24 protein-coding genes and 1 pseudogene are annotated in these 23,746 nt (G+C 38.8%); 19 read left to right on the top strand and 6 right to left on the bottom strand.

Annotation, left to right across the window (positions count from 1 at the left end):
* Window positions 1-3: 3 nt before the first annotated feature.
* From ACUN27_RS27395 to ACUN27_RS27380, 4 genes and pseudogenes are all read left to right on the top strand, one after another.
* On the top strand, window positions 4-465 hold the full coding sequence (locus tag ACUN27_RS27395; RefSeq protein WP_445559894.1) for a DUF6147 family protein: 462 nt from the start codon (window positions 4-6) through the stop codon (window positions 463-465).
* Between the two features lie 503 nt (window positions 466-968).
* The gene (locus ACUN27_RS27390; RefSeq protein WP_445559893.1) at window positions 969-1,424 is read left to right on the top strand and encodes a GNAT family N-acetyltransferase; all 456 of its coding nucleotides are present in this window, start codon (window positions 969-971) and stop codon (window positions 1,422-1,424) included.
* Window positions 1,425-1,521: 97 nt separating this feature from the next.
* Window positions 1,522-2,379: pseudogene (locus tag ACUN27_RS27385) on the top strand (tyrosine-type recombinase/integrase).
* A 154-nt stretch (window positions 2,380-2,533) separates the two neighbouring features.
* Window positions 2,534-3,289, top strand: coding sequence for a Nif3-like dinuclear metal center hexameric protein (locus tag ACUN27_RS27380; protein WP_445559892.1), 756 nt, complete (start codon window positions 2,534-2,536; stop codon window positions 3,287-3,289).
* A 244-nt stretch (window positions 3,290-3,533) separates the two neighbouring features.
* Here ACUN27_RS27380 and ACUN27_RS27375 read toward each other — a convergent pair whose 3' ends face one another.
* Window positions 3,534-3,872, bottom strand: a complete 339-nt coding sequence (locus ACUN27_RS27375; RefSeq protein ID WP_145662867.1) for a helix-turn-helix domain-containing protein — start codon at window positions 3,870-3,872, stop codon at window positions 3,534-3,536.
* Window positions 3,873-4,036: 164 nt separating this feature from the next.
* Here ACUN27_RS27375 and ACUN27_RS27370 point away from each other — a divergent pair, with 164 nt between their 5' ends.
* The 7 genes from ACUN27_RS27370 (at window position 4,037) to ACUN27_RS27340 (ending at window position 11,694) form a co-directional block, all read left to right on the top strand.
* A complete protein-coding gene (locus ACUN27_RS27370; RefSeq protein ID WP_445559891.1) occupies window positions 4,037-4,306 on the top strand; it encodes a hypothetical protein in 270 nt (89 codons plus the stop codon).
* A 29-nt stretch (window positions 4,307-4,335) separates the two neighbouring features.
* On the top strand, window positions 4,336-5,394 hold the full coding sequence (locus tag ACUN27_RS27365) for a TnsD family Tn7-like transposition protein (RefSeq protein WP_445559890.1): 1,059 nt from the start codon (window positions 4,336-4,338) through the stop codon (window positions 5,392-5,394).
* Window positions 5,395-5,421: 27 nt separating this feature from the next.
* Window positions 5,422-5,793 (top strand): hypothetical protein, encoded by a 372-nt coding sequence (locus ACUN27_RS27360; protein ID WP_445559889.1) that lies wholly within the window; start codon window positions 5,422-5,424, stop codon window positions 5,791-5,793.
* Between the two features lie 106 nt (window positions 5,794-5,899).
* The gene (locus ACUN27_RS27355) at window positions 5,900-6,712 is read left to right on the top strand and encodes a TnsA endonuclease N-terminal domain-containing protein (protein WP_445559888.1); all 813 of its coding nucleotides are present in this window, start codon (window positions 5,900-5,902) and stop codon (window positions 6,710-6,712) included.
* Between the two features lie 13 nt (window positions 6,713-6,725).
* Window positions 6,726-8,903: a hypothetical protein gene (locus ACUN27_RS27350; RefSeq protein WP_445559887.1), complete on the top strand. Its 2,178-nt coding sequence runs from the start codon at window positions 6,726-6,728 to the stop codon at window positions 8,901-8,903.
* Between the two features lie 18 nt (window positions 8,904-8,921).
* Entirely contained in the window at window positions 8,922-10,607 is a 1,686-nt protein-coding gene (locus ACUN27_RS27345; protein ID WP_445559886.1) for an ATP-binding protein, read from the top strand.
* A gap of 880 nt (window positions 10,608-11,487) precedes the next feature.
* Window positions 11,488-11,694 (top strand): helix-turn-helix domain-containing protein, encoded by a 207-nt coding sequence (locus tag ACUN27_RS27340; RefSeq protein ID WP_315954108.1) that lies wholly within the window; start codon window positions 11,488-11,490, stop codon window positions 11,692-11,694.
* Between the two features lie 857 nt (window positions 11,695-12,551).
* Here ACUN27_RS27340 and ACUN27_RS27335 read toward each other — a convergent pair.
* Both ACUN27_RS27335 and ACUN27_RS27330 read right to left on the bottom strand, forming a co-directional pair.
* The gene (locus tag ACUN27_RS27335; RefSeq protein WP_315954107.1) at window positions 12,552-12,782 is read right to left on the bottom strand and encodes a cold-shock protein; all 231 of its coding nucleotides are present in this window, start codon (window positions 12,780-12,782) and stop codon (window positions 12,552-12,554) included.
* A gap of 65 nt (window positions 12,783-12,847) precedes the next feature.
* Window positions 12,848-13,048 carry a cold-shock protein gene (locus ACUN27_RS27330; protein WP_056625586.1) on the bottom strand — a complete coding sequence of 67 codons (201 nt, stop codon included), beginning with the start codon at window positions 13,046-13,048 and terminating at the stop codon, window positions 12,848-12,850.
* A 323-nt stretch (window positions 13,049-13,371) separates the two neighbouring features.
* Between ACUN27_RS27330 and ACUN27_RS27325 the strand changes: the two genes are divergently transcribed.
* From ACUN27_RS27325 to ACUN27_RS27295, 7 genes are all read left to right on the top strand, one after another.
* Window positions 13,372-14,439: a fatty acid desaturase gene (locus ACUN27_RS27325; protein ID WP_445559885.1), complete on the top strand. Its 1,068-nt coding sequence runs from the start codon at window positions 13,372-13,374 to the stop codon at window positions 14,437-14,439.
* Between the two features lie 72 nt (window positions 14,440-14,511).
* A complete protein-coding gene (locus tag ACUN27_RS27320) occupies window positions 14,512-15,648 on the top strand; it encodes a sensor histidine kinase (RefSeq protein ID WP_315954105.1) in 1,137 nt (378 codons plus the stop codon).
* A complete protein-coding gene (locus ACUN27_RS27315) occupies window positions 15,645-16,265 on the top strand; it encodes a response regulator transcription factor (RefSeq protein ID WP_315954104.1) in 621 nt (206 codons plus the stop codon). Before ACUN27_RS27320 ends, ACUN27_RS27315 begins: the two co-directional genes overlap by 4 nt.
* Window positions 16,266-16,653: 388 nt before the next feature.
* A complete protein-coding gene (locus tag ACUN27_RS27310) occupies window positions 16,654-17,004 on the top strand; it encodes a DoxX family protein (RefSeq protein WP_315954103.1) in 351 nt (116 codons plus the stop codon).
* 15 nt (window positions 17,005-17,019) lie between these two features.
* Window positions 17,020-17,499 carry a MarR family winged helix-turn-helix transcriptional regulator gene (locus ACUN27_RS27305; protein ID WP_315954102.1) on the top strand — a complete coding sequence of 160 codons (480 nt, stop codon included), beginning with the start codon at window positions 17,020-17,022 and terminating at the stop codon, window positions 17,497-17,499.
* Window positions 17,500-17,544: 45 nt separating this feature from the next.
* Window positions 17,545-18,606, top strand: a complete 1,062-nt coding sequence (locus ACUN27_RS27300; protein ID WP_315954316.1) for an LLM class flavin-dependent oxidoreductase — start codon at window positions 17,545-17,547, stop codon at window positions 18,604-18,606.
* Between the two features lie 44 nt (window positions 18,607-18,650).
* A complete protein-coding gene (locus ACUN27_RS27295) occupies window positions 18,651-19,415 on the top strand; it encodes an SDR family NAD(P)-dependent oxidoreductase (protein WP_445559884.1) in 765 nt (254 codons plus the stop codon).
* 327 nt (window positions 19,416-19,742) lie between these two features.
* Here ACUN27_RS27295 and ACUN27_RS27290 read toward each other — a convergent pair whose 3' ends face one another.
* From ACUN27_RS27290 to ACUN27_RS27280, 3 genes are all read right to left on the bottom strand, one after another.
* Window positions 19,743-20,084: a nuclear transport factor 2 family protein gene (locus ACUN27_RS27290; protein WP_315954100.1), complete on the bottom strand. Its 342-nt coding sequence runs from the start codon at window positions 20,082-20,084 to the stop codon at window positions 19,743-19,745.
* A gap of 40 nt (window positions 20,085-20,124) precedes the next feature.
* Window positions 20,125-20,916, bottom strand: coding sequence for an SDR family oxidoreductase (locus ACUN27_RS27285; protein ID WP_315954099.1), 792 nt, complete (start codon window positions 20,914-20,916; stop codon window positions 20,125-20,127).
* 241 nt (window positions 20,917-21,157) lie between these two features.
* The gene (locus tag ACUN27_RS27280; RefSeq protein WP_315954098.1) at window positions 21,158-22,315 is read right to left on the bottom strand and encodes an MFS transporter; all 1,158 of its coding nucleotides are present in this window, start codon (window positions 22,313-22,315) and stop codon (window positions 21,158-21,160) included.
* Between the two features lie 404 nt (window positions 22,316-22,719).
* On the opposite strand from ACUN27_RS27280, the gene ACUN27_RS27275 reads away from it, so the two are divergent.
* Complete coding sequence (locus tag ACUN27_RS27275) at window positions 22,720-23,595, top strand: LysR family transcriptional regulator (protein ID WP_445559883.1); 876 nt, start codon at window positions 22,720-22,722, stop codon at window positions 23,593-23,595.
* Window positions 23,596-23,746: the final 151 nt, after the last annotated feature.

Here is a 23,746-nt window from a genome sequence, read left to right as displayed (position 1 = left end):
GTCATGCAAATTAAAAATACTATCATTTCAACAGTTACACTTTTAGGGTTAATATCAGTTTTACCGGCTATTTCATCTGCAGCGACTGATAATCCACCGGCCCCTCCGGAAATTATTACACCTTATACTGCTTTCGATCCCGGGTTTAAATTTCTTGAAAGTGGCGGCGGCTCTATTACAAATAAAGGAAATGGATCAACCGTTATAAGCGGGCAAAGTTCTTCCACGCAGTATGTAGACGAAATTGGTGTTCGTTTGGTTCTACAAAGATGGAATGGGAGTACATGGAACGACATTGTTATATTTGGGGATGCAATTAATAAAAATGATTATACTGTTTACGGTGCACAGTCAATAAATGTACAAACTGATTATTACTATCGAGTTAAAACAGTACACTGGGTAACTACAAATGGTGTAAAGGAACAAGGTGAACGATATTCAAATTCTGTACTGATTAATTGAAATACCCATATTTCTCAATGTCAACCATGTAAGATCTCTGAAGTATGTTAAGAATGATATTAGATTGCCGTTAATTGACAACAAAAGTTTTCGTGCAAAGAATGGGTGAACCCCATTAATGGTAATGTCGGGTGACAAGAAAATAGTTACAGTAAAAGTCGCATGTGATGTGGCTTTTTCCTTTTTGTCCTCAAGTTCTTGTTAAAATTAGATGACAAGAACTTTGGGGACATTCCCAATTTTAACAAGCACATTAAGACATTCCAACGGATCGCGATGAGATATGGATAGTTAAGTAATCTAGATTACGCAAGTTTCTGGTTGACCTAACCTAGCCGGGGCTAAATAATAACGTCGGCACGTAATGGTAGCTATGTTACGCTATGGGCAGAATACTTCCAATATATGCTAATATAGATTGTTGAGTTAAGAACTCATATTTGATATTTTCAAAAGGAAATATGAAATAACTTTTTTCATTTTATTTTCAGAGAGGGAGAATAATGATTACATTAGATTTAATGAATTCGACTGAATTTCAGGACTACCTTAATTCTGCAATTAAGAGCTATGAAAAAAGCAATGTGCAATCTGGTAATTGGAACGAACAGGAATCTATTAGTAAGGCAACAGAACAATATGCACACCTTTTGCCTGATGGCGAGAAAACCACTGATAACAAACTATTTACTATTCGTTCTAACGGCCAAGAGGTTGGAATGATTTGGTTTGCAGTGAAACCAAACAACAAAGGGTTTATTTACGATATTAAAATTAGGGAAGATTACCGAGGGCAAGGTTTTGGCAAGCAAGCGATGGAAGATATAGAAAAGTTGGGAAGAGAAATTGGCATCAAGAGTATAGGACTTCATGTCTTTGCCCATAACCAAATTGCTCGTGGTTTATATGAAAAGTTAGGCTATGAAGAAACGAGTATCGTAATGGCAAAAGAATTATAAACTCTATTTCTCGTTCAACTAACGAGGAACGCTAGTTCAATTCAATACAACCGATTAAAACCTCTCATTAGAAGAAAACCTAGATTTAATAGGACTAATGGGAGGTTTAATTATGAATATAAGTCAATTGTGGAAACTGTATGAAGCCGATAAGCGCATCCAGGGATTCAGTATTAACACATTAAAAGCCTACGCCTTGCAGCTAAGAATGCTGGTTAATGAAATTGGCGATATCGATATTTCAGCTGTAACTCTACAGCTGTTAAAGGAATACTTAGCGAAACAATCTGATCGATTGAAGCCAAGTAGTTTAGGGCATCGTATCCGTTTTGTTAGATCTCTGTTTCGCTTTGCATACGAAGAAACCTACCTATCATCAAACCCTTCTCTAAAATTAAGAGAACCTAAGATGGAAAAACGTATTCCAAAGTTTTTAGTTGAGGAAGATGTGATCCATTTGAAGATCTCTTGTCTCTCCATGCGGGAGCGAGCTCTTCTAGAATTCCTGTACAGTACGGGTTGCCGAGTTGGAGAAGTACAAAAAATAAACATTGAAGATTTGAACTGGGAGAATTGCTCTGAAATCCTTAATGGTAAGGGATCTAAACAGAGAGAAGTTTATTTCACTACCGAGTGCAAGGTCTGGTTGAAAAAGTAACTGGCAAGTTGTAATGATTCGTGCAAAGTCTTGTTTATAACCGACACTCATCCCACTCGCCGAATGGCCATTCCCACGATCAGGTGGTCATTAAAGCGGCTTGCAGATCGGGGAGAGATCGATGCCAACGTGTACCCTCATCGTTTTCGCCATACGTATGCGTGCCAGCTGCTCGACAACGGAGCACCTTTGGATTTCATTCAAGGCATGCTGGGACATGAGAAGGCATCGACCACTCAAATATATGCCCAACTTCGCGGCGAGCGCCGTAGAGAACTTTATCGTCGGTTCTTTTAGACTTTCTCTGCTTTCTCTGCCCTTCAGTATGATGGTTTGGATCAGAATAATAGCGCCATTACTAAACTAAAGGGCAGAATACTATAGCTGAATTAAGTGCGGTGTTGTGATATGGTAAAATTATCAAAACGATTTATATTTAGGGGGGAACTAGATGCACCTTAATGATTTCAATACATTTATAAAAAACACCTTTGGCAACTTGATTGAACAGTTCAGGGAAAACGATGAGTATGGCTTTAATAATCCACCTTCGAAAGAATTTTTTCGAGTAGGATACACAACGAATCTTACTCCAGAAGTGATAAAAAAATCAGTGGATGAAAATGTTCAGCTTATTATCACGCATCATGATGCTTGGGATTTTATTTACGGTATGAAGGAGCAATGCTCCAAGATGCTAGAAGAAAATAGTATTTCTCATTTTTATATACACCTTCCATTGGATTTTGCTGAATTTGGTACATGCAATTCACTTTTAAAAGAAATAGGAGTATCAGAAATAATTCAACAGACTCACTTTAGAGAAAATAAAGAAATCATCGGAATCGGAAAATATGCAGAACCGATAACCTTCGAAGAGCTGGTTGAGAGAATCACTAGTAGATTAGGCGAAGATGTAAAGGCTTGGAAAAATTCAAATACGTTAATTAGGAAGGTCGGCGTAATAACAGGCGCTGGAAACTCTACTGCTTTAATCAGTCAGGCTAAGGAGGCAGGATGCGATGTATATTTAACAGGTGAAAAAACGCTTTATTCGGTGCAATATGCCAAATTCATTGGACTAAATCAAATTGTTGGAAGCCATACATTTACAGAGATATTCGGTGTAAAATCTCTTGTAGAGAAGCTGAAAAATGAGTTTAACGAGATTGAGGTTATCTATCTTGAAGAGGAACACTTCGAGTAAAATGAATTAACCTCCGTTCAACTAACGATGAACGATAGTTTAATGATACCTGAGGCAGACTTAGACTTTATTTTGAATTAGCAAATTCCCTTTATAGTCCTTAAAAAAGAATCTGAAAAACTATTTGCTATTAAGCTCACAGAACATTGTCTTAGTACAATTGTCGTCCGGAATCTAATTGGAATAAAACAAACAACAAGCCAAGAGGCTATCCTTAGCGGATAGCCTCTATTTGCTTTCATTTTCACTTACTTCTATAAAATTCCGACAAAATAAACTTTGCTCTCTTAATATCCTCATTTGACTGACGTAAAAGTAAATCAAGCACTTCCTGGAGATCTCTTTGCTTGCTTGTTTGACCTAAGTCTAAGTCAGCATACCTAAAAAGTTCCTGTACTTCAATATCTAATGCTTCTGCCATCTTCTCAAGATTAAGCAACGTGATGTTTTTCTCACCACGTTCTACCGCTCCAATATAAGTGAAATGGAAGCCAGAAACCTCAGCCAACTGTTCTTGGGTTAGTCCACGCTCTTTTCGGATGTCCCTAACCCTAGCACCAACTATTTTTAGGATGTCTCCCATAATGTCTACACCTCAATTAAAAGTGTAGACAATGGCATTAAATTGAGACACGAACGTATAAGTATAATTTAATAAAATACTATTTATAAGTATAAAAAATTGTATTAGGAGAATACTATTACTAGATTCATAGATTCATAAAATCAACTAATGAGGTGAGTAAAATGGCAAAAGTGTTTAAATTCGCATTAATAACTTCAAAAGGAATATTACTCAATAACCTAATGTACACATGTTCGAAAGCGATTAAAGAACAATGGTTTCATCACGCGGAGCTGTATGGACCTTCGTTAATACCAGCAATTTATTCGACAGAAACTACAGAGGTAATAAAAGTTATTCACGATGGAGAAGTGCTAATAGCAAATATGCTACCAGCTAGAGCCTTTTCTTTTAATATAATTCTACCAATCAACGATAGGGAAACATCTTGAAAAGGGTTTATAAGAAAGGAGATATAGATATGAATTTCTTCCCAAATCCATATCCTGGAGAAATACTTTACAGTGTTATTGCACGATATCATCACCTTAGTGCAAATTCCCGTGTAGATCAAACTATGATAGAGATCTATGGAATCAAGAGTGCCCTTGCTGTAAATCTACCTAGTCTTTCGCAATGTTTGATAAAGAAAATACCTTGGAAAGATAATTATGATGAACAAAGCTTTATTAATAAAAATACGTTACTCACTTACTATCTCCCTTTCTTACCCGAGTCTAATAAGCAGCAAGTGAAAGCGATCATGTCAAATAATAATCAGAACTATATTCACATTTTTCTAGGGGATCTTACAAAAACTCTCCGCAGGAGCACACATTTAAAATACTGTGTTAGATGTGTGGAAGAAGATCTAAAAAAATTCGGAGAAGCATATTGGCATAGGATACATCAAGTTCCGGGGTGTTTCTATTGTTTGAAACATAATAGAATCTTGTCATCAGGTTGTGAGGAATGTGGTTTCCATTTTAACCCAAGGAAAAATAAACTTCATGTTTTAAAGGAATTTTGCCCCTGTTGCGGTTCTGATTTAACATTTCAAAATCAAGGCTGGTGTCCTCTCATCAGTAAATATAGGACCGAACTGATGGAAATTTGTAGTGACGTCCATGATCTTCTTGATAATCATACCGTATGGGAAAAATGGGCTTTCACGGAGTGGCACACTCATTATGTCAATAAATTAATTGCTTCAAAATTCTGCTCAGAACAAAATAAAATGAGGTATAAAAAAATAAAATATTTCTTCCAAAGATTTTATGATAAGCCTTTTCTCGAACTAATTAATTGCAACCTTGATGTTTCAAATTGGTTAAAAGAGTGCATAAAGTGTGATCATGCAATCCACCCGCTAAAGCATATCCTCTTAATAAGATTCTTGTTCGGTTCACTTAAAGACTTAAGAGAACAGTCAAATTTCAATAATGATAATGAGCACTCTAAAGTTCCTATCTTAGATATTAGAGTAAATAAAAAGAACGTTATGAACATTGAAACTAAGCATACTGATACAGCAGCTTGAGAAAAATCACTAAAAGGGGGGGCCTTGTTGGAGGAGTTAATAAAAGTTGTTGATGCTAATTTAAAGTCATTTAAAGCAAATATTGCACGTAATAAAAAATACTTTGATTACCCTTTTACCAATAATTGTGATCATTATTATAAATTAATACTCATGCACAAGCAGGTTGAATGCTGGGAACAATTCTCCGCCTTACTTTCTAAGTTTAGGAATACTAGATGTATTGAACTTACGAAGAACGGTGATCAAAAACTTGACTTCTATAAAAGGTGTGATGATTTCGAAAATCAAATTGCCTTTGAAAAATCAGTTTCTCCAGGATTTATAACTCAAAAAACACTAGCGCAAATGATTGAATATATGCGAATACTTGAGTGGAAGTTAGATGAGTTAGTTTAGAGTCATTAGCCAGAACTACGGTGAGAGTTGCAAATAAAGAATAAATTTTTCTTGCTTGGGAAAAATATGTCAATTGCAAAAACGAAGTGAACGGAGTGTCATTAATATGGCTAAGTTCAAGTATGCAATAGATGAGAATACCATCGCGAAGCGACTGAAAGAAGGAAGAGGAAGCGGGATAGGTAGACATTATAAACCATGGATTCTTGTACACGAGGTCCCTTCTATTGGCAAATCAAGTATTCGATACAGCTGGACAGTAGGACGCGACCATCACTTCTTATCTCTGCTAGAATCAATGTATTTTTATTTGTTGGAGTGGGAGGACGATGTCGTTGACATGAGAGAACAGTTTCCGTTACTTCCCAGAGAAGAAACGCAGGCAATAGCAGCTGAGCTAGGAGTAAAGCATCCGGCTGACCCAAAAACTAAAGTTGATGTTGTTATGACGACCGATAATGTTATTACCCAGAAAACTCAATTTGGTCAAGTTATTAAAGCGCGATCCATTAAATATGAAGATGCTCTTCAAATGCGAAGGAATGCTGAAAAGCAAACAATCGAGAAGATTTATTGGACAAGAAGAGGAGTGGAGTGGAACGTTGTGACAGAAAACTCTATTCATATACCCAAGGTTCAAAATGTACAAATGTTTCATAAGTTACGGAGCAAATTTGGATTATTTCCGAATGTTGACGATTCACTTCTAAAAATTATGGAGGAGAAGTTAATAAAGTTGTTGCCAGGAAACAATAAAATCTTGGCTGATGTCACGGATGCAATGGATAAACATTTTAATGTACTAGCAAGCACAAGTATTACACTTTTAATGCATTTGATTGCTAATAAGCGACTGATGATAGAAATGGATCAACTATTTAATCCATGTAAACAAGTCAAGATTACATTACCAGTCTAAGTGAGGATTAATCATGCAAATTGTGAGTATTAATCAAGTTGTTCAATGGGCACCATTTGAAGCAACTGATTCAGTTTTCGAGCGAATTCTATATTTAGAGCAGAAAACTGATCGTTTGCAAGTGATTGATTTAAATAAAGATGACTTTCCATTTGAACGATCGATAGTGGAGGTAACTACAGCATTATCAAATGGTGAAGCTCGAATTGTCAAGTATATCTCAGAAGTAGAAAAGAAATCATTCGATCTCTTACCTGTTGAAAGGCAAAGAGAGATAGAGGAAACCTGGAACTACTTGAAAGAGTACCTTGAAAACGAACCTTACATCTTTATAAGTGAATATCGCGGCCCTATGGTGACAGAATGCATAGCTAAGTCTTCGTATTCAATGCCTAAGTTGCATCGACTATTAAAAAGATATTGGAAATCAGGGAAGCTAAAAATAGGACTACTTAATCGTTACGACAACTGTGGGGGACCTGGTAGTGATAAATTGGCTACTGAAACAACAAAAAAACGAGGTCGAAAACGTAAAATAACAAAGCTTGAACCTGAAAAAATCGGAGTTAATACAGATGCAACCATTCATAAACATATGTTGATTGCATATAGACAATTCCACTTAAGAGAAAAGTTGTCACTTAGGAAAGCATTTAAAAAAATGCTTAGAACCTATTTTATAAGTCATTATGAAGAGGAGAATGGCCAAACCAAACCGATACTTCTACTTGAGGAAAAACGACCGTTGTTTAAAACGTTTTATTACCACGCAAATAAATTTAAAAATGCAAACTTTATTGGTTCTTCACTAACTCTAATTGGTGAAAGGAGGTTCAATCTTGATAAGAGGGCAAAAACAGGGAATCAAACGAAACAGGCATTGATTCCAGGTTCCATCTTTCATATTGACTCAACAATAGCCGATATTTATCTGGCAAGTAGCTATCGCGCATACTTACCTATAGGAAGGCCAGTAATTTATTCAGTAATAGATTTATTTAGTCATTATATTGCAGGAATTTACATTGGGTTTGAGAGATCCTATATCGGAGCTGCTATGGCTATCTATAACACAGGCTCATCTAAAGTAGAGCTTTGTCAACGAAGTGGCATGTCAATCAGGCCGGAAGAGTGGTCATTTGCTTGTTTACCTCGACAATTTACTGCAGATAGAGGTGAATTGCTAAATACAAAAATCACTGGTCTTCGTAATATTCTTGGTGTTGATATTGAGTACATGGCCCCGTATCGTGCAGATTGGAAAGCGCTAGTCGAAAGCTTTTTTAATGTATATAATGTCCAAGCTATTTCTAGATTGCCAGGAGAGGTTTCAATCGAAATGCGGCGTAGAGGGGATCCAGACCCTAGAACAAAGGCCGTATTAACACTTAAAGAATTTTCACAAATCATGTATGATTTAGCCATTTGGCATAACAACTATCATTATATGGATGGTTATTCTCTAGATGACGATATGATTGCTGATGGAGTAAAGCCTATTCCACGTGAGTTGCTGGAGTGGGGAATGAAACGTAAAGGACACTGTTTCAGAAGTTTTGATGAAGAAACACTAAAAATTAATCTGTTGCCGACCGAGAAAGGAAGAATTACGAATTTGGGGATTAAATTTAAGGGACTTCATTTTACCTGCGAACAAGCGATTCGTGAAGGATGGTTCGTAGACGGTAATCCACGTATGGGGAAAAAGGTAAACATCGCATATGATCCTAGGGTTAGAGATAAAGTCGTTCTAAAAGGAGATAATGGAGATGGTTACCTTGAGCTTAGAATGATCAATCTGGATCCTAATGCTCTTGAGAAGTCTTGGGATGAATACGAGCATATTCGAGAAGTAATTGGACTTGAACGAGAACTATATAGGCCAATTGAAGAGCAAGCAGAAGCTGAGAAGGATTACCGCAGAGATAATTTTGTTGAAATGGCAAAGGCACTTAAACTTGAAAGTGGTTTAAGCAGCGCTAAGCTAATTGACGGTATCGCGGAACGTACAGCTTTAGAAAAGGAGTCCATGCGCCAAGTCGAAAATTTCATGGTTGACGATAACCATAAATTGCAAGAAGTTCAAAGTAAAGGCTCAGAAGGGACGGAAGAGGGAAATTCGATATCCCCGGAAAATCAAAGCTTAGGAAATTCTAGGATTCAAGCTTTATTAGCGGCGCAGAGCCAGTAAAATGACGAGGCGAATAAAATGGATGTTATTGATGAACGACTTTCATTTCTTAGAGGTGAAGATGTTGAAGCTTCTTATAGAAGAGCAGAGATTGCAAAATATCGGAACAACCCATTAATCGAGGCTCTTCAGCCAATACACGATGTTCCCGTAGTCATCAAGAAACTGACCAAGAAAGTTTCTTTCCATGAGCGGGATAGATCAAAGAACACAATACTTAGGCTTCACTGTATATACGATCTCCCGCGGTTAGTTCAACCCCTAGAAAACCATCTACGTATAGAACAGAGCTTGTCTATCTTAATAAGAGATGGTTATGTTGACCGAAATCCTCTTACAGTGAATGGTGTTAGATTACGAAACGAGGGTGCTGATAATGTCGCCAAGGCAATGCAGGCATTTGAACAATCAAAGAAAACTTCTCAAACCGTTTCATTTGATAATAAATCCTATAAGACTTCTGGGGGAGGGTTATCGATAATCGGGGTTTCTGGGATGGGAAAGACAACAGCGATTAATAACATACTAATGACAATGTATCCTGCTCAAGTTATTCGGCATGGTCAATATAAAGAACGAAATATCAACTCAACTCAGATAGTTTGGTTAAAGTTGGAATGTCCACCGAAAGGTTCAATTAAGGCGTTATGCCTAAATTTCTTTCAAGTTTTAAAAGACCTTGTTGGGGATGAACACTACGATAAATTTATTATTAAGGGTACTGTCGAACAAATGATTCCCGTCATGGCTCAAATGTGTGCGACATACTTGATTGGTGCTTTAATCATTGATGAGATCCAACATCTAAGTGGAAATACGGATGTAGAAGAGCATATGCTTAATTTTTTTGTGACGTTGAAAAATATGCTCGGTATTCCAGTCGTGCTGATTGGTACTAATAAAGCTTGGGACATGTTATCAAAGGAGTTTCGACAGCTTCGTAGAGCTTGTGAGCATTTTGGAGTTGTATTTTGGGAGCGAATGGAGTTTCGTCCTCTTGGTGCACCAATTGATTCCGAGATGGGTATGGATTGGAAAATTTTCCTATCAGCGCTTTGGAGGTACCAGTGGACTCGTAATCCAATTGAGTTAGATGATTTGTTAAATATTGCTATGTATGAGTACTCCCAAGGAGTTACGGATATCGCCATTAAACTATTTATGGTTGCTCAGTGGAGAGCTATTAATAATGGAAAAGAGAGTTTAACTCCACAAATTATCCGTGATGTCATTGATAATGAATTATGTGCTCTTAAGCCAGTACTTTTAGCACTTAAACTAAATGATTATGTAAAGCTTGAGTCGTTAAAAGATATTTATATCAAGGATCTGAAAATTGATAAGTTTTTCGATAAAGCATTATCAGAATTAGCCAAGAAACAGCTTACAGTTGCAAAATCCGAATCTGATACCAGCCTAAAGGATGAAGTAGATATTGCATATGAGGCAACTAAATGGTTAATGGAAGCACAGGTTCCTGCACAACAGGCAGATATGATTGTAAAATCATTGGTAGAGGCCAATAAAGGAATAGTACTTCCTGAGTTAAAAAGCAAAGCATTTCAAACATATAGCAAAATCAAAAATAATGTTGATAAGAATCAAAAAAATAACAGAAAGAAAACCTTCAATACAGAAGGAGATTCTTCAGGTGATGTAGTTGAAACAATTACCGGAAATATATTAGCGGTGGGTAGTGTGTGAAGAGATGTAGAAGGTTGATGATTTGGGGTTGAAGGTTTAAAGAGCCTTCAATCTCTTTTTTATTTGGTATGCCCAGAAGCACGCATTATCTAGTTGGTGAAAGCCCAACCATGAGAGGGACCACTCCACCCTTTTAGCTAGGATGCTTGCGTATGGGGAAATCTGTGCGTAAAAGCGCTTCGACAAAAGTACTTGTCAGAGACAGGGCGAGCAACATGTCAAGCCGTAACATAAAGTGAACCGGCACCAAGAGGGACAACAGCGAAAGTCTTCCGGTAGTATAAAGCACTTTTGGATTCTTAATGTACTTTCTAAGGAGGTAGTTATTTTTATGTCCAGTGATGTCTCCACTTGCACGAAGAAAGTGGAGACTTTAATGAATACCAGAAGTTTCATCGTACTCTTCTTAACACTTGTAACATATAAAACAAAAGTTTCTAAGCACTGCGAAACTTTGTTTACAAAAGTATAAATCACTAACGAACTTTATTTTCTAGATTTGTGGTCACCACCGTTCCAATTAGCCCCTCAGTAACAAACTTACCCTAGGTAATTTCACTTATAAAGAAAACTAATAAGCCGCGGTATTACTGATTTCGCACTAACGAACTTTATTTTCCTGAATCAACTACTGATGATCTGGGAAAATAAAGATCGTTACTGGAAAATAAAGTTTGTTAGTCGTTGTTAACTTTTGTAAACAAGTGGTTTTGGGCGAAATTAATGAAGAAGTGTGTGCAACTTATCAAAATTTATTTCAGATAATTAGTCTCCTGAAGGTTACGGTCCTAATAAGAACATTTATTAGATAAGTTTTAAATGACATATTATAAGTTTTTTTAATAAGCGTTCAAGTTAATAGTTGAAGGAGAGCAGGGATATGAGGATAAAGGCTAAAACCGACTCGTTTATGCGGGCTAGAATTATTAAAGGATACTCCCAGAGGGAGTTGGCAAAACACTCGGGGTTAAGTCATTCCTATATCAGTCTACTGGAAAGATCACTAAAGTCAGTGGGACCTGCAACAGCAAAGAAGTTAAGTGATTTATTGGGAAAGGATTTGGAGGATGTGTTTCGGATTGATTAGTGATTAAGAAAATAAAGGGTTTATGAAAGGGGAAAATAATGCACGAAATCAATTTTTTTTCGATTTTTCCAGAGGAAGACTACTGAAGTGTAGTTGCTAGATATAACAAGTATTCATCACACTCTACTCTAAATAAAACGAATAAAGAACTTTTTAATAAAAACTCTGCAAGAATTGGGTTAGTTCCAAATAATTTAAATGGGTTAATTAGTAAAGCAAGGGATAGTTACAAAGAGAAAAAGAAAAGATGCCTTATAATACTTAATTACCACTCATTATTTCGTTTTTAAATAATTCGCAACTTGAGAAATTAAAAAAATATATGTTTAGTAGGTATGCAATAAATCTATGCAATAAATCCAGTTGCTACCTTATTAAGAAAATTCATTTCAAATGATATTAGGTGCTGCCCAAAATGTATCTCAGAAGATTACAAAAATATTGGTGAGGCTTAAATCCACAGATTACAGCAGCTAAATTTAATAAATATTTGTTACATACATTTTGTTCCGCTTGTGTTGTCTATGGACTTCACTAACGGAACGGAAGAGAATCTTTTCTCAATAGAATATTAATTTTGAGAAGAATCTAAGGAAAATATGTATAATTATTTACGGAAATCCCTTTTGGAATTGGTCCTTGGAAATGCATGGGAGTGCTTTTGAGAGCGATTAGCTGTATTCTTTGCATACTAACACTCTTATTTGGGATAATTCTGAATATACTGGGCTACTCGAACAAAAAAGTAAGTGGGATTGCGTTATATTATATGAATCTTTAACGTGGGAGCAACTCAAATGAACATTTGTATGAAAAAAGTCTTAAAAACGGTAGCCAGTTCATATGCCATAAACTGACTAGAAGATTAGTCTGCCTTTATGAAGAGACTTCATATTTTTATTGGAGTTAGAAATGATAGGGAGCATTTTCAAGCTACTAATCATGGGAGAAAGGCAGAGGTGGCAAGTGGGGACGTACTCAAACGAAAAATTGTCCCGAATCCACCCATTACAATCTTCTTTATCGCATGCCCAGACTTTCGTGTTTTCATGAATGAGCACCTCTAACGATTTTCTTCGAAAATACATAGTTTTCTCTCCTCCTTAGATAAAAAAACTGCCCTTAACACTTGTTAAGGACAGTTCACTGTGAATTACAGTTTTACAACGTTTTCGGCTTGAGGACCGCGGTTGCCTTGAGCTACATTAAATTCAACGCGTTGTCCTTCGTCCAACGACTTGAATCCATCCCCTTGAATTGCGGAGAAATGAACGAATACGTCATTTCCGCCCTCCATTTCAATAAATCCAAAGCCTTTCTCTGCGTTAAACCATTTCACTGTTCCTGTTTCCATAATAAAATTACCTCCAAATTGTTATTAACATGCTTTTTTAAACAAAAAAATCACACATTGAAAAAGGTACCATTACATTACACAAATGATCACTTTTTCAATATGTGAGTTTATGTCAAAAATGTTTACTAGTTAATGATAACACACAAAAGTGTGATAAGCAAATTTGTATTGTTCTCCCTTTCCTATATGACATATGTCATACCATCTACATGATGTTTATGACTGCAACGAATTGAAAGCGATATCTATAATGAAGATAGGACAATACAACTGGTATTCGCTTTCATGTCCTGCGCACCATACCGAGGAGGAACAATACGATGACACAATCAACGCTAACTAACTTAAAAAAACAGGTTGCCCCTTATGAAATAACAAATACGAGGGCTAGTATCAAACAGCTAATTAACACCTTAGGACCATTAATCCTTCTATGGGCAGTTGCTTATCTTAGCCTTTCTATATCCTATTGGATCACACTACCGATTACGATTATCGCATCCGGTTTCGTTATACGAACTTTTATCATTTTCCATGATTGTTGTCATCAATCGTTCTTCAAAAGCCGGAGAGCTAACGAAATAATCGGCACGATTACGGGTATTCTTACACTTTTTCCCTATCAGCAATGGAAGAATAGTCATTCTATCCATCATGCATCGAGTGGTAATCTCGAGAAACGTGGAATAGGTGATATGTGGGTACTTACCGTCGATGAATATGCGGCATCTTCCTTATGGGTCCGAATTGCGTATCGGTTATATCGGAATCCATTTATTATGTTCGGACTTGGTCCTGTCTTTTTGTTCCTATTTACGAACCGCTTTAATACAAAAGGTGCAAGACGCAAGGAAAGAATCAGTACTTATATGACGAATGTCTTCATCCTTGCTTTATATGGGGGACTGATCTGGTTAATTGGTTGGCAGTCGTTTGTTCTAATCCAAGCTCCAATCATGTTCATAGCGGGTTTGATGGGAATCTGGTTATTTTACGTGCAACATCAGTTTGAAGACTCATACTTCGAGAATGAGGATGAGTGGAGTTATGTGAAAGCCGCGATAGATGGAAGCTCCTACTATAAGCTGCCGAAGCTTTTGCAATGGATTACTGGAAATATTGGATTTCATCATGTCCATCATTTGAGTCCGAAAGTGCCAAATTATAATCTGGAAAAGGCGCATAATGCAACGCCTCCGCTTCATAAAGCAACGACCATTACAATTGGAACTAGTTTGAAGGCGTTAAATTTCCGTCTTTGGGATGAGCGTAATAAAATGTTTGTCGGTTATAAAAATAGTAAACAGGTGCACCTTAAGGAAGATGAGCATGATACTTTTGCTAACTCAATAAAAGTAAAAGTGCGTAAATCAAGCTTGCAAGGGTAGTAAATACATCGTTTCATGTTTATGCTAAAATATAATTAAATCTATGTTGAAGAAAAAGAGGCTAAACGGACTATGCAAAAGTGGTATCAAATTTTTCACAAAAACACCGGTCTTAGTCCGTATGTGTGGGTTGTCTTCTATATCCTCCCTTTTTATTTCATATTTCGTTCTTCGACCCTCTATCACATTGTATTAGGCACAATCATGATTATGGTTTTCTTTAGTTGTTATGTGCTGTCCTTCGTATCGAAAGGATGGATTGTGTACTTTTGGACTAGTATACAAATTATTATTTCGATTATCATGGCAATCGTATTCAGTTATGTGTATTTCTCTCTGTTTTTAGCATTTTTTATTGGCACCATGAAAAGTAAGGCAGGATTTATCACATTGTACTGCATTCATCTAGTAACGACGATTGTTACGATTAACTATGGATTGGTATCGCAAAATCCTGTGTATTTTGACCAATTGCCTTTTATCATTATTAGTGTCATTGCTGTTATTCTCATTCCAGTCACTACGTTCAATCGAAACAGGAGTGAGCAACTCCAAGGACAACTAGAGGATGCAAATAAGCGGATTTCCGAATTGGTAAAACTAGAAGAGCGTCAGAGAATTGCCCGCGACTTACACGATACACTTGGTCAGAAGCTATCATTAATTGGTCTGAAGAGTGATTTGGCTGGGAAATTAATTAGCAATAATCCAACCCAAGCACAAATCGAAATCAATGATGTTCGTCAGACGGCTAGAATTGCATTAAAGGAAGTTCGGGAAATCGTAACGCAAATGCGCGGCACTAGACTAGTGGAAGAGATATTTCGAATAAAACAGATTTTGAAGGCTGCCGAGATTGAGCTTATTTTGGAGGGAGATCCGAAGTTAACTAACACTTCCTTGATTAATGAAAATGTGCTGAGTATGTGTTTGAAGGAATCGGTTACGAATATTATCAAACATAGCAGCGCTACTAAGTGTTCAATCTCCATTGAGCCATCACCAAGCGATCTTGTTATCAAGGTTGGGGACAATGGGATTGGCATGACGAAAGAATGTCTTGTGTTACTTGGAAATGGATTACGAGGCATGAAAGAGCGACTTGAGTTTGTAAACGGTTATATGGAAATTGTCTCAGATCATGGAACAACGATTGTTATTAAAGTGCCGAATGCCATCATACCACCAGAAAGGGAGGTGCGGATATGATCCGAATTGTGATTGCCGAGGACCAACGGATGCTGTTAGGGGCACTTGCATCCTTACTTGATTTGGAAGAGGATATGCAAGTCGTTGGTAAAGCAAGCAATGGCGAGGATGCTGTAAAACTTGTTAAACTGCATAAGCCAGATATTTGTATCATGGATATCGAAATGCCAATAATGAACGGTCTAGACGCGGCCGCGGAGCTAAAGGGATTGGGTTGTAAAGTCATTATATTGACCACGTTTGCCCGCTTTGGGTATTTTGAAAGGGCCGTGAAGGCGGGTGCCAACGGTTATTTGTTGAAAGATAGCCCAAGCGAGGAATTGGCTACCTCGATTCGGAGTGTGATGGCTGGCAGGAGAATCTATGCCTCAGAGTTAGTAGATGAGACCTATAAGGAAGAAAATCCTTTGACGGAGAGGGAAAAAGAAGTGCTGACCCTGATCGCCGACGGTAAAAATACGAAGGAAATTGCTAGTCATATGTACATTACAAGCGGAACCGTTCGCAACTACATTTCCGTTATTCTTGATAAGCTCAATGTCACTAATCGAATTGAGGCTATTATGCGTTTCAAAGAGAAGGGATGGTTTAATGACAAGCCCAAAAAAGGTGAATAGGTACCCTAGGCTGGCACTTGAAAAAAGGTGTTCAGGTATGTGGGTACCTTTTTGTAATTTAGACTCGCGGCCCGTTGCTGAGGGTCTCTTTTTTTATTCGCCTAATGGGTAGTACTGCTGGGCGCTATCATTGACTGTATGATGAATTTATCATTCTTATATTGCATTATTGAAACTCAAAAAATATTACGAAAGCTGAGTAGTTAAAAGATAACGAAATAGAAGACCAGGTCGCTGTAATCATCGATCTGGTTTTTTTATGTCTCGGTCCAATGACTATTTACATGTTGACAGCTTCAAAGAATCGTATTATATTTCATATTGTTAGAATAAATAATTATAGGATATATAATTCTAACTAAAATTAATACGGAGGAGTGGGTGTAAGATGCATATTTTATCTATTATTCTACAGAGCGTTTTGGGTATCGGGTTTGTGTTATTTGGCCTCATGAAATTTGGCAAGCAGATGGTTGAAGAATTTAAGCGATACAGGCTGTCATCAGCGACAAGGATTTTTACAGGCTTAGTCGAAATCATTTCCGCCGTTATTATTATTATTGGCATTTGGGTTGATCCATATGCTCTGGTAGGAGGAATATTGATTGCAGTAACGATGGTTGTTGCAGTCCTTGTCCATTTAGTTCGTGTTAAAGATCCAGCGGCAAAAGCAATGATGCCTTTCATCCTGTTGATACTGGCCTTAGCTGTCATCAGCTTGAACTGGAATACTCTATAAAAAGGTGGTAGTTGAATGACGGAACGGGATGCTGAAGGGAAAGCTCTTGATTTAAGACTTTCGCGCGTATTAAGGAACATGGTGAATGCTCTGTATGGGAGCTTGGAACGCGATATTGAGAACTATGGATTGGACAGGGAAACCTTCCAGATCCTCGAGTTTCTTTACAACAAAGGTCCGCATCCAATCCAAAAAATAAGTGAAACCTTCTCGATCCCAAGCGGAAGCATCACGTACGTCGTCGATAAATTAGAGAAGAAGGGGCTCGTAGAACGGCTTCCAATCCCAGGCGACAGGCGTAAGACGAATGTAGCCTTGACGGGGGAAGGGCGAAGCTACTTCGATACCATTTTTCCCAAGCATGCGCAATTAATATCCGACAGTCTCTCTTTCGCGACAGACGAAGAGAAGCTTGGGCTGATTCATGTGCTAAAGAAGATCGGATATGGCATAAAGGAACGTGAAGCCACGGCAAACAAGGATGATTCTGTTTAATAGAAAGAACTACAATTTTGCGCAAGGGGGAAATGAAAAATGAAAATGGAGATTGGTGTAGATACGTTTGTTGAAACCACACCGGATGCTCAAACAGGAGAAACGATAAGCCATGCACAGCGTTTGCGTGAGGTTGTGGAAGAGATCGTGCTCGCGGATCAGGTTGGGCTGGATGTCTTTGGCGTCGGTGAGCACCATAGGAAGGAATTTGCGGATTCCGCTACGGCTGTTATTTTGGCGGCAGGTGCGGCCTTGACGAAAAAAATTCGACTAACGAGCTCGGTAACGGTACTTTCCGCTGTTGATCCTGTTCGGTTGTTCCAGCAATTCGCTACACTCGACGGAATTTCAAACGGCCGCGCGGAAATTATCGCGGGTAGAGGCTCGATGGTCGATGCCTTCCCATTGTTTGGGTACGATTTGAAAGACTATGAAGAACTTTTCGAGGAGAAACTGGAACTGTTATTAAAGTTAAGGGAGTCGGAGAAAGTGTCATGGCGAGGAGGACATCGTCCAGCCTTTACGAATCTAGGCGTGTACCCTCGTCCAGTTCAGGATCAACTGCCGATCTGGCTGGGCAGCGGGGGAAATACAGGTTCTGCTATAAGAGCCGGTATGCTTGGATTACCTCTGGTATTGGCTATTATTGGTGGTAGTCCTTTGCATTTTGCACCGTTGATTCCACTCTATAAAAAAGCGGCCGCTCAAGCAGGACACGATCCAGCCAAATTAAAAATAGCTGTACATTCGCTAGGATTCGTTGCCGATAGTACTTCACTTGCAGTAGATCAGTTTTTCCCTCCCACACAGGCATCTTTTAATTATTTTGCGAGAGAGCGCGGCTGGTCTCAATATACTCGTGCAGGTTTCGATGCCTCACGCACGCTAGAAGGTGCGTTATACGTCGGCGATTCCGAAACGGTGGCGAACAAAATCATTTATATGCGCCAGCATTTAGGCTTCTCCCGTTTCTTCTTGCACTTACCTGTGGGTACCATGCCGCATGAGCAAGTGATGAGAGCCATTGAACTGTTGGGGACAGAAGTAGCCCCTCGCGTTCGGGAAGAGGTTGCAAGATTGGAAGCAATGGAGCAAGACTCCAGATAAAAATGACGATCTGCTGAGTTTTTACAACAAAGGAGGATTCAATCATGGGAATACTTGACAATAAAGTCGTATTGGTTACTGGTACCGGCGGTGGCTTAGGACGCGTAGCGGCAATTGCCTTTGCTCGAGAAGGGGCCAAAGTAGTGGGATCTGATATCAATGTTAATGCCAACAATGAGACTGTTGAACTTGTTCGTCAAGCGGGGGGTGAGATGACGGCTGTTGCACCGATTGACCTTACGGATCCTGAACAAGCTCGGAAAATGGTGGAAGAAGCCGTGGCAGCTTATGGCGGGCTCGATGTCGTATATAATAATGCGGCAATCCAGTACTTCGGACAGATGCCGGATTTCTCTGTTGAAGATTGGCGGAAAACGATCGCCGGCGAACTCGACATTCCTTTCTTCGTCTCGAAATTCGCATGGCCGCATCTGGTTGAGCGCGGTGGTGGCGTCATTATTAATGTCGCGTCCATCTCAGGGGTCATCGCCGGGGAAATTCCTCCGATGATCGGACACAGCGCAGCGAAAGCCGGCGTAATTGCCATGACGCGACAATTGGCACTTGAAGGCGCACGCCACGGTATCCGTGCTGTGACGATCAGCCCGGGGCCATTCCTAACCCCGGCTAGTGATCGCGATCTTGGGGACAACCAAGAGGCCAGAGATGCGATAACGAAGAAGACACTTCTCAAACGTTTTGGTAAACCAGAAGAGCTCGTTGAATTAGCGGTATTTCTGGCATCTGATCGGGCGTCGTACATCACAGGAGCTAACTACGTCGTCGACGGCGGGGCAACCGCTTGGTAAAGTTGAATATAAAGTTTACTCTCTAAAGACGCGATTTTCGCGTCTTTTTTTACATTTAATCTCATTGTTATGGAGTGTGATTTTATTCGAAAAATAGTAGTCAGTGAAAATATAGTAGTCAGTGAAAATATAGTAGTAGACTGAAAAATAGAGTTCTAGACTGAGAAAATAGACTATTAGACTCACGCGGCAGCGCGCTCAACAAAAGGCAGATTTGCGTGGTGAGGTGAGTGAACTAACAAGGTGATAAAATCGGTCGAAATCCTCCTTAAAAAAGAAATAATCGGCGCATCGATATGCGCCGATTTGAATTTGCTTTCCTCCATATTAAGGTAAGGATACTTGTAACTCATTAATTTTACCGCCAGACAGCTTAAATGTATGTTTTAAAAAGAATGGGCTGGGGAGATTGGTTTTATCAAAATCGCCGTCAAGCGACGCGATAACGGCGTATACGCCATCATGTTCCGTGGCCTCAGTTATTTCAAAGCGAACATGAGCACCAAAGATATCTGTTTTACTCCAATTTCGAATGGCTTCTAACCCTCTAAACTCCCGGTTATCGTCAAAGACGTAGGCATCGTCGTTGAATGCAGCAAGAAATGAATCTAAATGTTCTATGTTTGATGCATCGAAATATGCTTTTACGGAATCTGGTAATTGAATCATAAATAACTCCTCCTTTTTTGTAAAAGAAACAGAAAAATAATTAAACCGTCGGAATCGTACCACCGTCGATTACATACTCGCTTCCCGTAATGGAAGCTGAGCGATCGGATGCCAAGAAAGCTGCAAGTTCCGCTACTTCTTCAGGTAGTCCCGGACGACCGATTGGAATGCCTCCAAGCGAGTCCATAAGTTCCTCTAACGCAGCTTCGCGACTACCAGCAACTGTCGCGATGCGGTCAATCATCCGATCTGCTGCTTCCGTCTGAATGAAGCCTGGCGCAATCGTGTTGATTCGAATCCCCTTTGGAGAAAACTCCTTAGATAATCCTTTGCTATAATTGGTCAACGCTGCTTTTGATGCAGCATATGCTAGGGTAGTTTCATACAGTGGCAACTTTCTTTGGATAGAGCTTACATGGATGATAACACCCTTTCCTTGCTCTACCATCATTGGTAGTAAACTTCTGTCCAATCGGACAGATCCAAGTAAATTCATGTTCAAAGTTTCTAGCCAATCATCCTCAGTTAATGCCAATGCACCACCAGGAGGCGTTGAAGCACCTCCGACTGTATTGATAAGAATGTCGATACCGCCTAACTTTTCTTTCACAGCCTCAACCAGAAGCGCCGTGCCTTCAGGCTTCGTGATATCAGTTTGAATAAAGTGAACGCCTGGAATGTCATAATCCGTCGGAATTGTACGAGCCGTTGTAAGCACTGTGGCTCCAGCTTGGGCCAAACGCTTTACAATCGCATAGCCCATCCCTTTTGTTCCTCCCGTTATTAATGCCCGTTTGCCTTGAAATTCATGTTCGTAAGATGAAAGATTCATTTGTTGTATCCCCTTTATAAAAATTAATTATTTTCGATCACAAGTATTAGCATACCCCTACAATAACGATAATTCTAATTGATAATAATAATTAATTTTATTATTTATTTTCATGAATGGGCAATATTTAAAAGTGATAAGTACTCTCTTGCCAATTCAGGTCAAATAATATATTTAACGTTTGTTGAAGAAAATATAGATGATTGCCTGAAATACCTCGTGATTTATACAATTCGATACTTTAATTTGATACTTTGACGACTGGGCGAATCACGCGGATTGCAAGAACAGCAGCAATAGCTACTCCAAGTGCACCAAACCATACAACAGAGCTTATTGGCATGTTCTTAAGCACAATACCACCAAGACCCGCGCCAATTGCCATGGATAGCTGCTGAGTGGAAGAATACAAACTGATCATAATACTGGATGCTTCTGGAGCCTGACTCACAAGGTTAACCTGCTGGGTTGGACCAGAAGACCAAAGTGACAAGGACCAGAGAACAAGAACTAAGAGTACAGCAACAATGGAGTGGGCGCTTAGCGCAAGAAGAGCAAGAGAAATGGCGTGAATGATGAGTCCAGAAAGCAATGTTTTTCTTACACCCCATTTATCCGTTGCAGATCCACCAATTTTGGCTCCAATCATACTTGCAAAACCAAATATGAATAAAGCCACACTGATCGTGCTTGTGCTCATATTGGCCACGTTTAGGAGGAATGGTGTGATGTAAGTAAAAGCAATCGAGTAACCTAAAATCCAGAAGAAAATTACAACGAGTGCCATCAATATTTTTGGGTTTTTAAGGAATGCGAGTTGTTTAACTAACGGTATAGGTGTTTCACCCTCCGTACGTGGAATAGCAGCCATCAAAATGAAAACAGCAACAAAGCCAAGAATGCCCAATGCAGCAAAGTTTAATTTCCAGTTCATATTCGCGGCAACCAGTCTTCCAAGCGGAATACCGATAACAAAGGATGTACTAAAGCCCATTACCACTGTAGAAATAGCACTTCCGATTTTTTCAGGCTTAGCTAACTTTGTAGCCATTGTAATTGCTACAGTCAGGAAAATACCCGCGCTGAGAGCAAGCACTACTCTTGATAAAAGCAAAGGTAAGTATCCTGGCAAGAAAATAACCATGGCATTACCGATTACAAATGTAACAAGTGACGCAATAAGTAGCGTTCTTCTATCCATTCTAGCTGTTAATGCTACGAGAATCGGTGTGCCGATTGCATAACTGAGTGAAAAGATAGAAATCAGCTGACCCGCGGAAGCAACAGATATTCCTGTATCTTTAGCAATGATATCTAAGAAGCCAGCAATAACATATTCAGATGTTCCAACGAAAAAGGTAACTATCGCAAGAAGTAAAATTTTCAATGAGTTTGACATGTTTATACCCCTTTTATATAAAGTGTTAGTTCATTGCAACTGCATTAAATTCTGATTAATTGGCAGCAGGGAACACACCTGTTTGGCTAATGAGTTAACAAACAATAAACTAGATAGAATTGCATGCATGATCGTCCTTTCTAAGCAGATTTGTTTATGATGTTAACACTCTTATGCGCAACACCTGAATTATCATAACAATGTACATTCAATCAGTCTAATGCATGATATCTATGTTTTACATTAATTATTTTCATGTAATCAACGATTTTAGAGAATAGAAAAAGGACGCACCAATTGCGTCTTTGCTTGTATTGCACTGTCATGGCTGCTATTGCTTCAATCAAATACGGTATGTATGATGATAACTGAAATTAGAACGAGAATAAGTTTAGGAGGAATTTATGGAACTTACACAATTAGAATATTTCTTAGAAGTTGCCCGAATGGAGCATTTAACAAGAGCGGCAGAATCATTATCAGTTACACAACCCGCTCTAAGTCATTCAATATCAAAGCTAGAAGTTGAGCTCGGTGTACCTTTATTTGAACGTAAGGGCAGAAATCTGCAGATTAATCGATATGGAACAATGTTTGCGAAGCGTGTGGAGACCATATTGAAAGAAGTGGAGCGTGGAAAACAGGAAATTGAAGAATACTCAAACCCTGATTCGGGCGTCATACATCTTTCGTATTTAAATATTTTGGGAGTTGATTTCATTCCACATCTCATTCGTGAATATCAACAAGCTAATCCCAAAATAACTTTTAAGTTAACGCAAGGAGACAAAGGCTTGATTCTTGATCGGATTGAGACCGGTGATTCGGATTTGATGATAACTTCTGAAAGACCTGTAGACGATACGTATGAATGGTTGTCCATTCTCTCGCTACCGCTGTTTCTTATCGTCTCATCCCAGCACCCTCTTGCTAATCAAGAATCCATTAGCTTGAAGGAGATAACCGGAGAGCCGTTTGTAGGTTTAAAGAAAAACTGTTCGCTAAAGGATTCACTCTTGGCCCGTGTTCACCACATGAATTTCACTTTAGTTTCCACTTACGATGCTGAAGATCTACCAACAGTGGCAGGCTTCGTATCGGCAGGTCTAGGGGTATCTGTATTGCCAAAAACAGCTGGACTGGAACTGAATGGCTTAAGATGGATCAAGATTGAGGAAAAAGGCTGGGTTTGGGAAGTTGGTCTACACTACAAAAAAAACAGATTCCTATCTCCGGCTGCTCAAAAATTCGTTAGTTATATGCAAGAAAAGTTTAATTAATTCTTCTCTTTAGCTCAAACAGGCGCTGTGGCCCTCATACATTACTTATATTAATTAATATTATGAAAATTATAAATTATACAATATGAATTCATGTGTGTATAGTTGGTTTAGGAAAACGTATGTCTCCAATTAAGTTATTACGGGGCCT

This window comes from Paenibacillus sp. WC2504 (genome assembly GCF_052682475.1).
This window is presented reverse-complemented; position numbering and strand designations above follow the sequence as displayed.

Coding starts and splice junctions, on each gene's coding strand:
- ACUN27_RS27395 (WP_445559894.1), top strand. CDS start 4: ATGCAAATTAAAAATACTATCATTTCAACAGTTACACTTTTAGGGTTA.
- ACUN27_RS27390 (WP_445559893.1), top strand. CDS start 969: ATGATTACATTAGATTTAATGAATTCGACTGAATTTCAGGACTACCTT.
- ACUN27_RS27380 (WP_445559892.1), top strand. CDS start 2,534: ATGCACCTTAATGATTTCAATACATTTATAAAAAACACCTTTGGCAAC.
- ACUN27_RS27375 (WP_145662867.1), bottom strand. CDS start 3,872: ATGGGAGACATCCTAAAAATAGTTGGTGCTAGGGTTAGGGACATCCGA.
- ACUN27_RS27370 (WP_445559891.1), top strand. CDS start 4,037: ATGGCAAAAGTGTTTAAATTCGCATTAATAACTTCAAAAGGAATATTA.
- ACUN27_RS27365 (WP_445559890.1), top strand. CDS start 4,336: ATGAATTTCTTCCCAAATCCATATCCTGGAGAAATACTTTACAGTGTT.
- ACUN27_RS27355 (WP_445559888.1), top strand. CDS start 5,900: ATGGCTAAGTTCAAGTATGCAATAGATGAGAATACCATCGCGAAGCGA.
- ACUN27_RS27350 (WP_445559887.1), top strand. CDS start 6,726: ATGCAAATTGTGAGTATTAATCAAGTTGTTCAATGGGCACCATTTGAA.
- ACUN27_RS27345 (WP_445559886.1), top strand. CDS start 8,922: ATGGATGTTATTGATGAACGACTTTCATTTCTTAGAGGTGAAGATGTT.
- ACUN27_RS27340 (WP_315954108.1), top strand. CDS start 11,488: ATGAGGATAAAGGCTAAAACCGACTCGTTTATGCGGGCTAGAATTATT.
- ACUN27_RS27335 (WP_315954107.1), bottom strand. CDS start 12,782: ATGTATTTTCGAAGAAAATCGTTAGAGGTGCTCATTCATGAAAACACG.
- ACUN27_RS27330 (WP_056625586.1), bottom strand. CDS start 13,048: ATGGAAACAGGAACAGTGAAATGGTTTAACGCAGAGAAAGGCTTTGGA.
- ACUN27_RS27325 (WP_445559885.1), top strand. CDS start 13,372: ATGACACAATCAACGCTAACTAACTTAAAAAAACAGGTTGCCCCTTAT.
- ACUN27_RS27320 (WP_315954105.1), top strand. CDS start 14,512: ATGCAAAAGTGGTATCAAATTTTTCACAAAAACACCGGTCTTAGTCCG.
- ACUN27_RS27315 (WP_315954104.1), top strand. CDS start 15,645: ATGATCCGAATTGTGATTGCCGAGGACCAACGGATGCTGTTAGGGGCA.
- ACUN27_RS27310 (WP_315954103.1), top strand. CDS start 16,654: ATGCATATTTTATCTATTATTCTACAGAGCGTTTTGGGTATCGGGTTT.
- ACUN27_RS27305 (WP_315954102.1), top strand. CDS start 17,020: ATGACGGAACGGGATGCTGAAGGGAAAGCTCTTGATTTAAGACTTTCG.
- ACUN27_RS27300 (WP_315954316.1), top strand. CDS start 17,545: ATGGAGATTGGTGTAGATACGTTTGTTGAAACCACACCGGATGCTCAA.
- ACUN27_RS27295 (WP_445559884.1), top strand. CDS start 18,651: ATGGGAATACTTGACAATAAAGTCGTATTGGTTACTGGTACCGGCGGT.
- ACUN27_RS27290 (WP_315954100.1), bottom strand. CDS start 20,084: ATGATTCAATTACCAGATTCCGTAAAAGCATATTTCGATGCATCAAAC.
- ACUN27_RS27285 (WP_315954099.1), bottom strand. CDS start 20,916: ATGAATCTTTCATCTTACGAACATGAATTTCAAGGCAAACGGGCATTA.
- ACUN27_RS27280 (WP_315954098.1), bottom strand. CDS start 22,315: ATGTCAAACTCATTGAAAATTTTACTTCTTGCGATAGTTACCTTTTTC.
- ACUN27_RS27275 (WP_445559883.1), top strand. CDS start 22,720: ATGGAACTTACACAATTAGAATATTTCTTAGAAGTTGCCCGAATGGAG.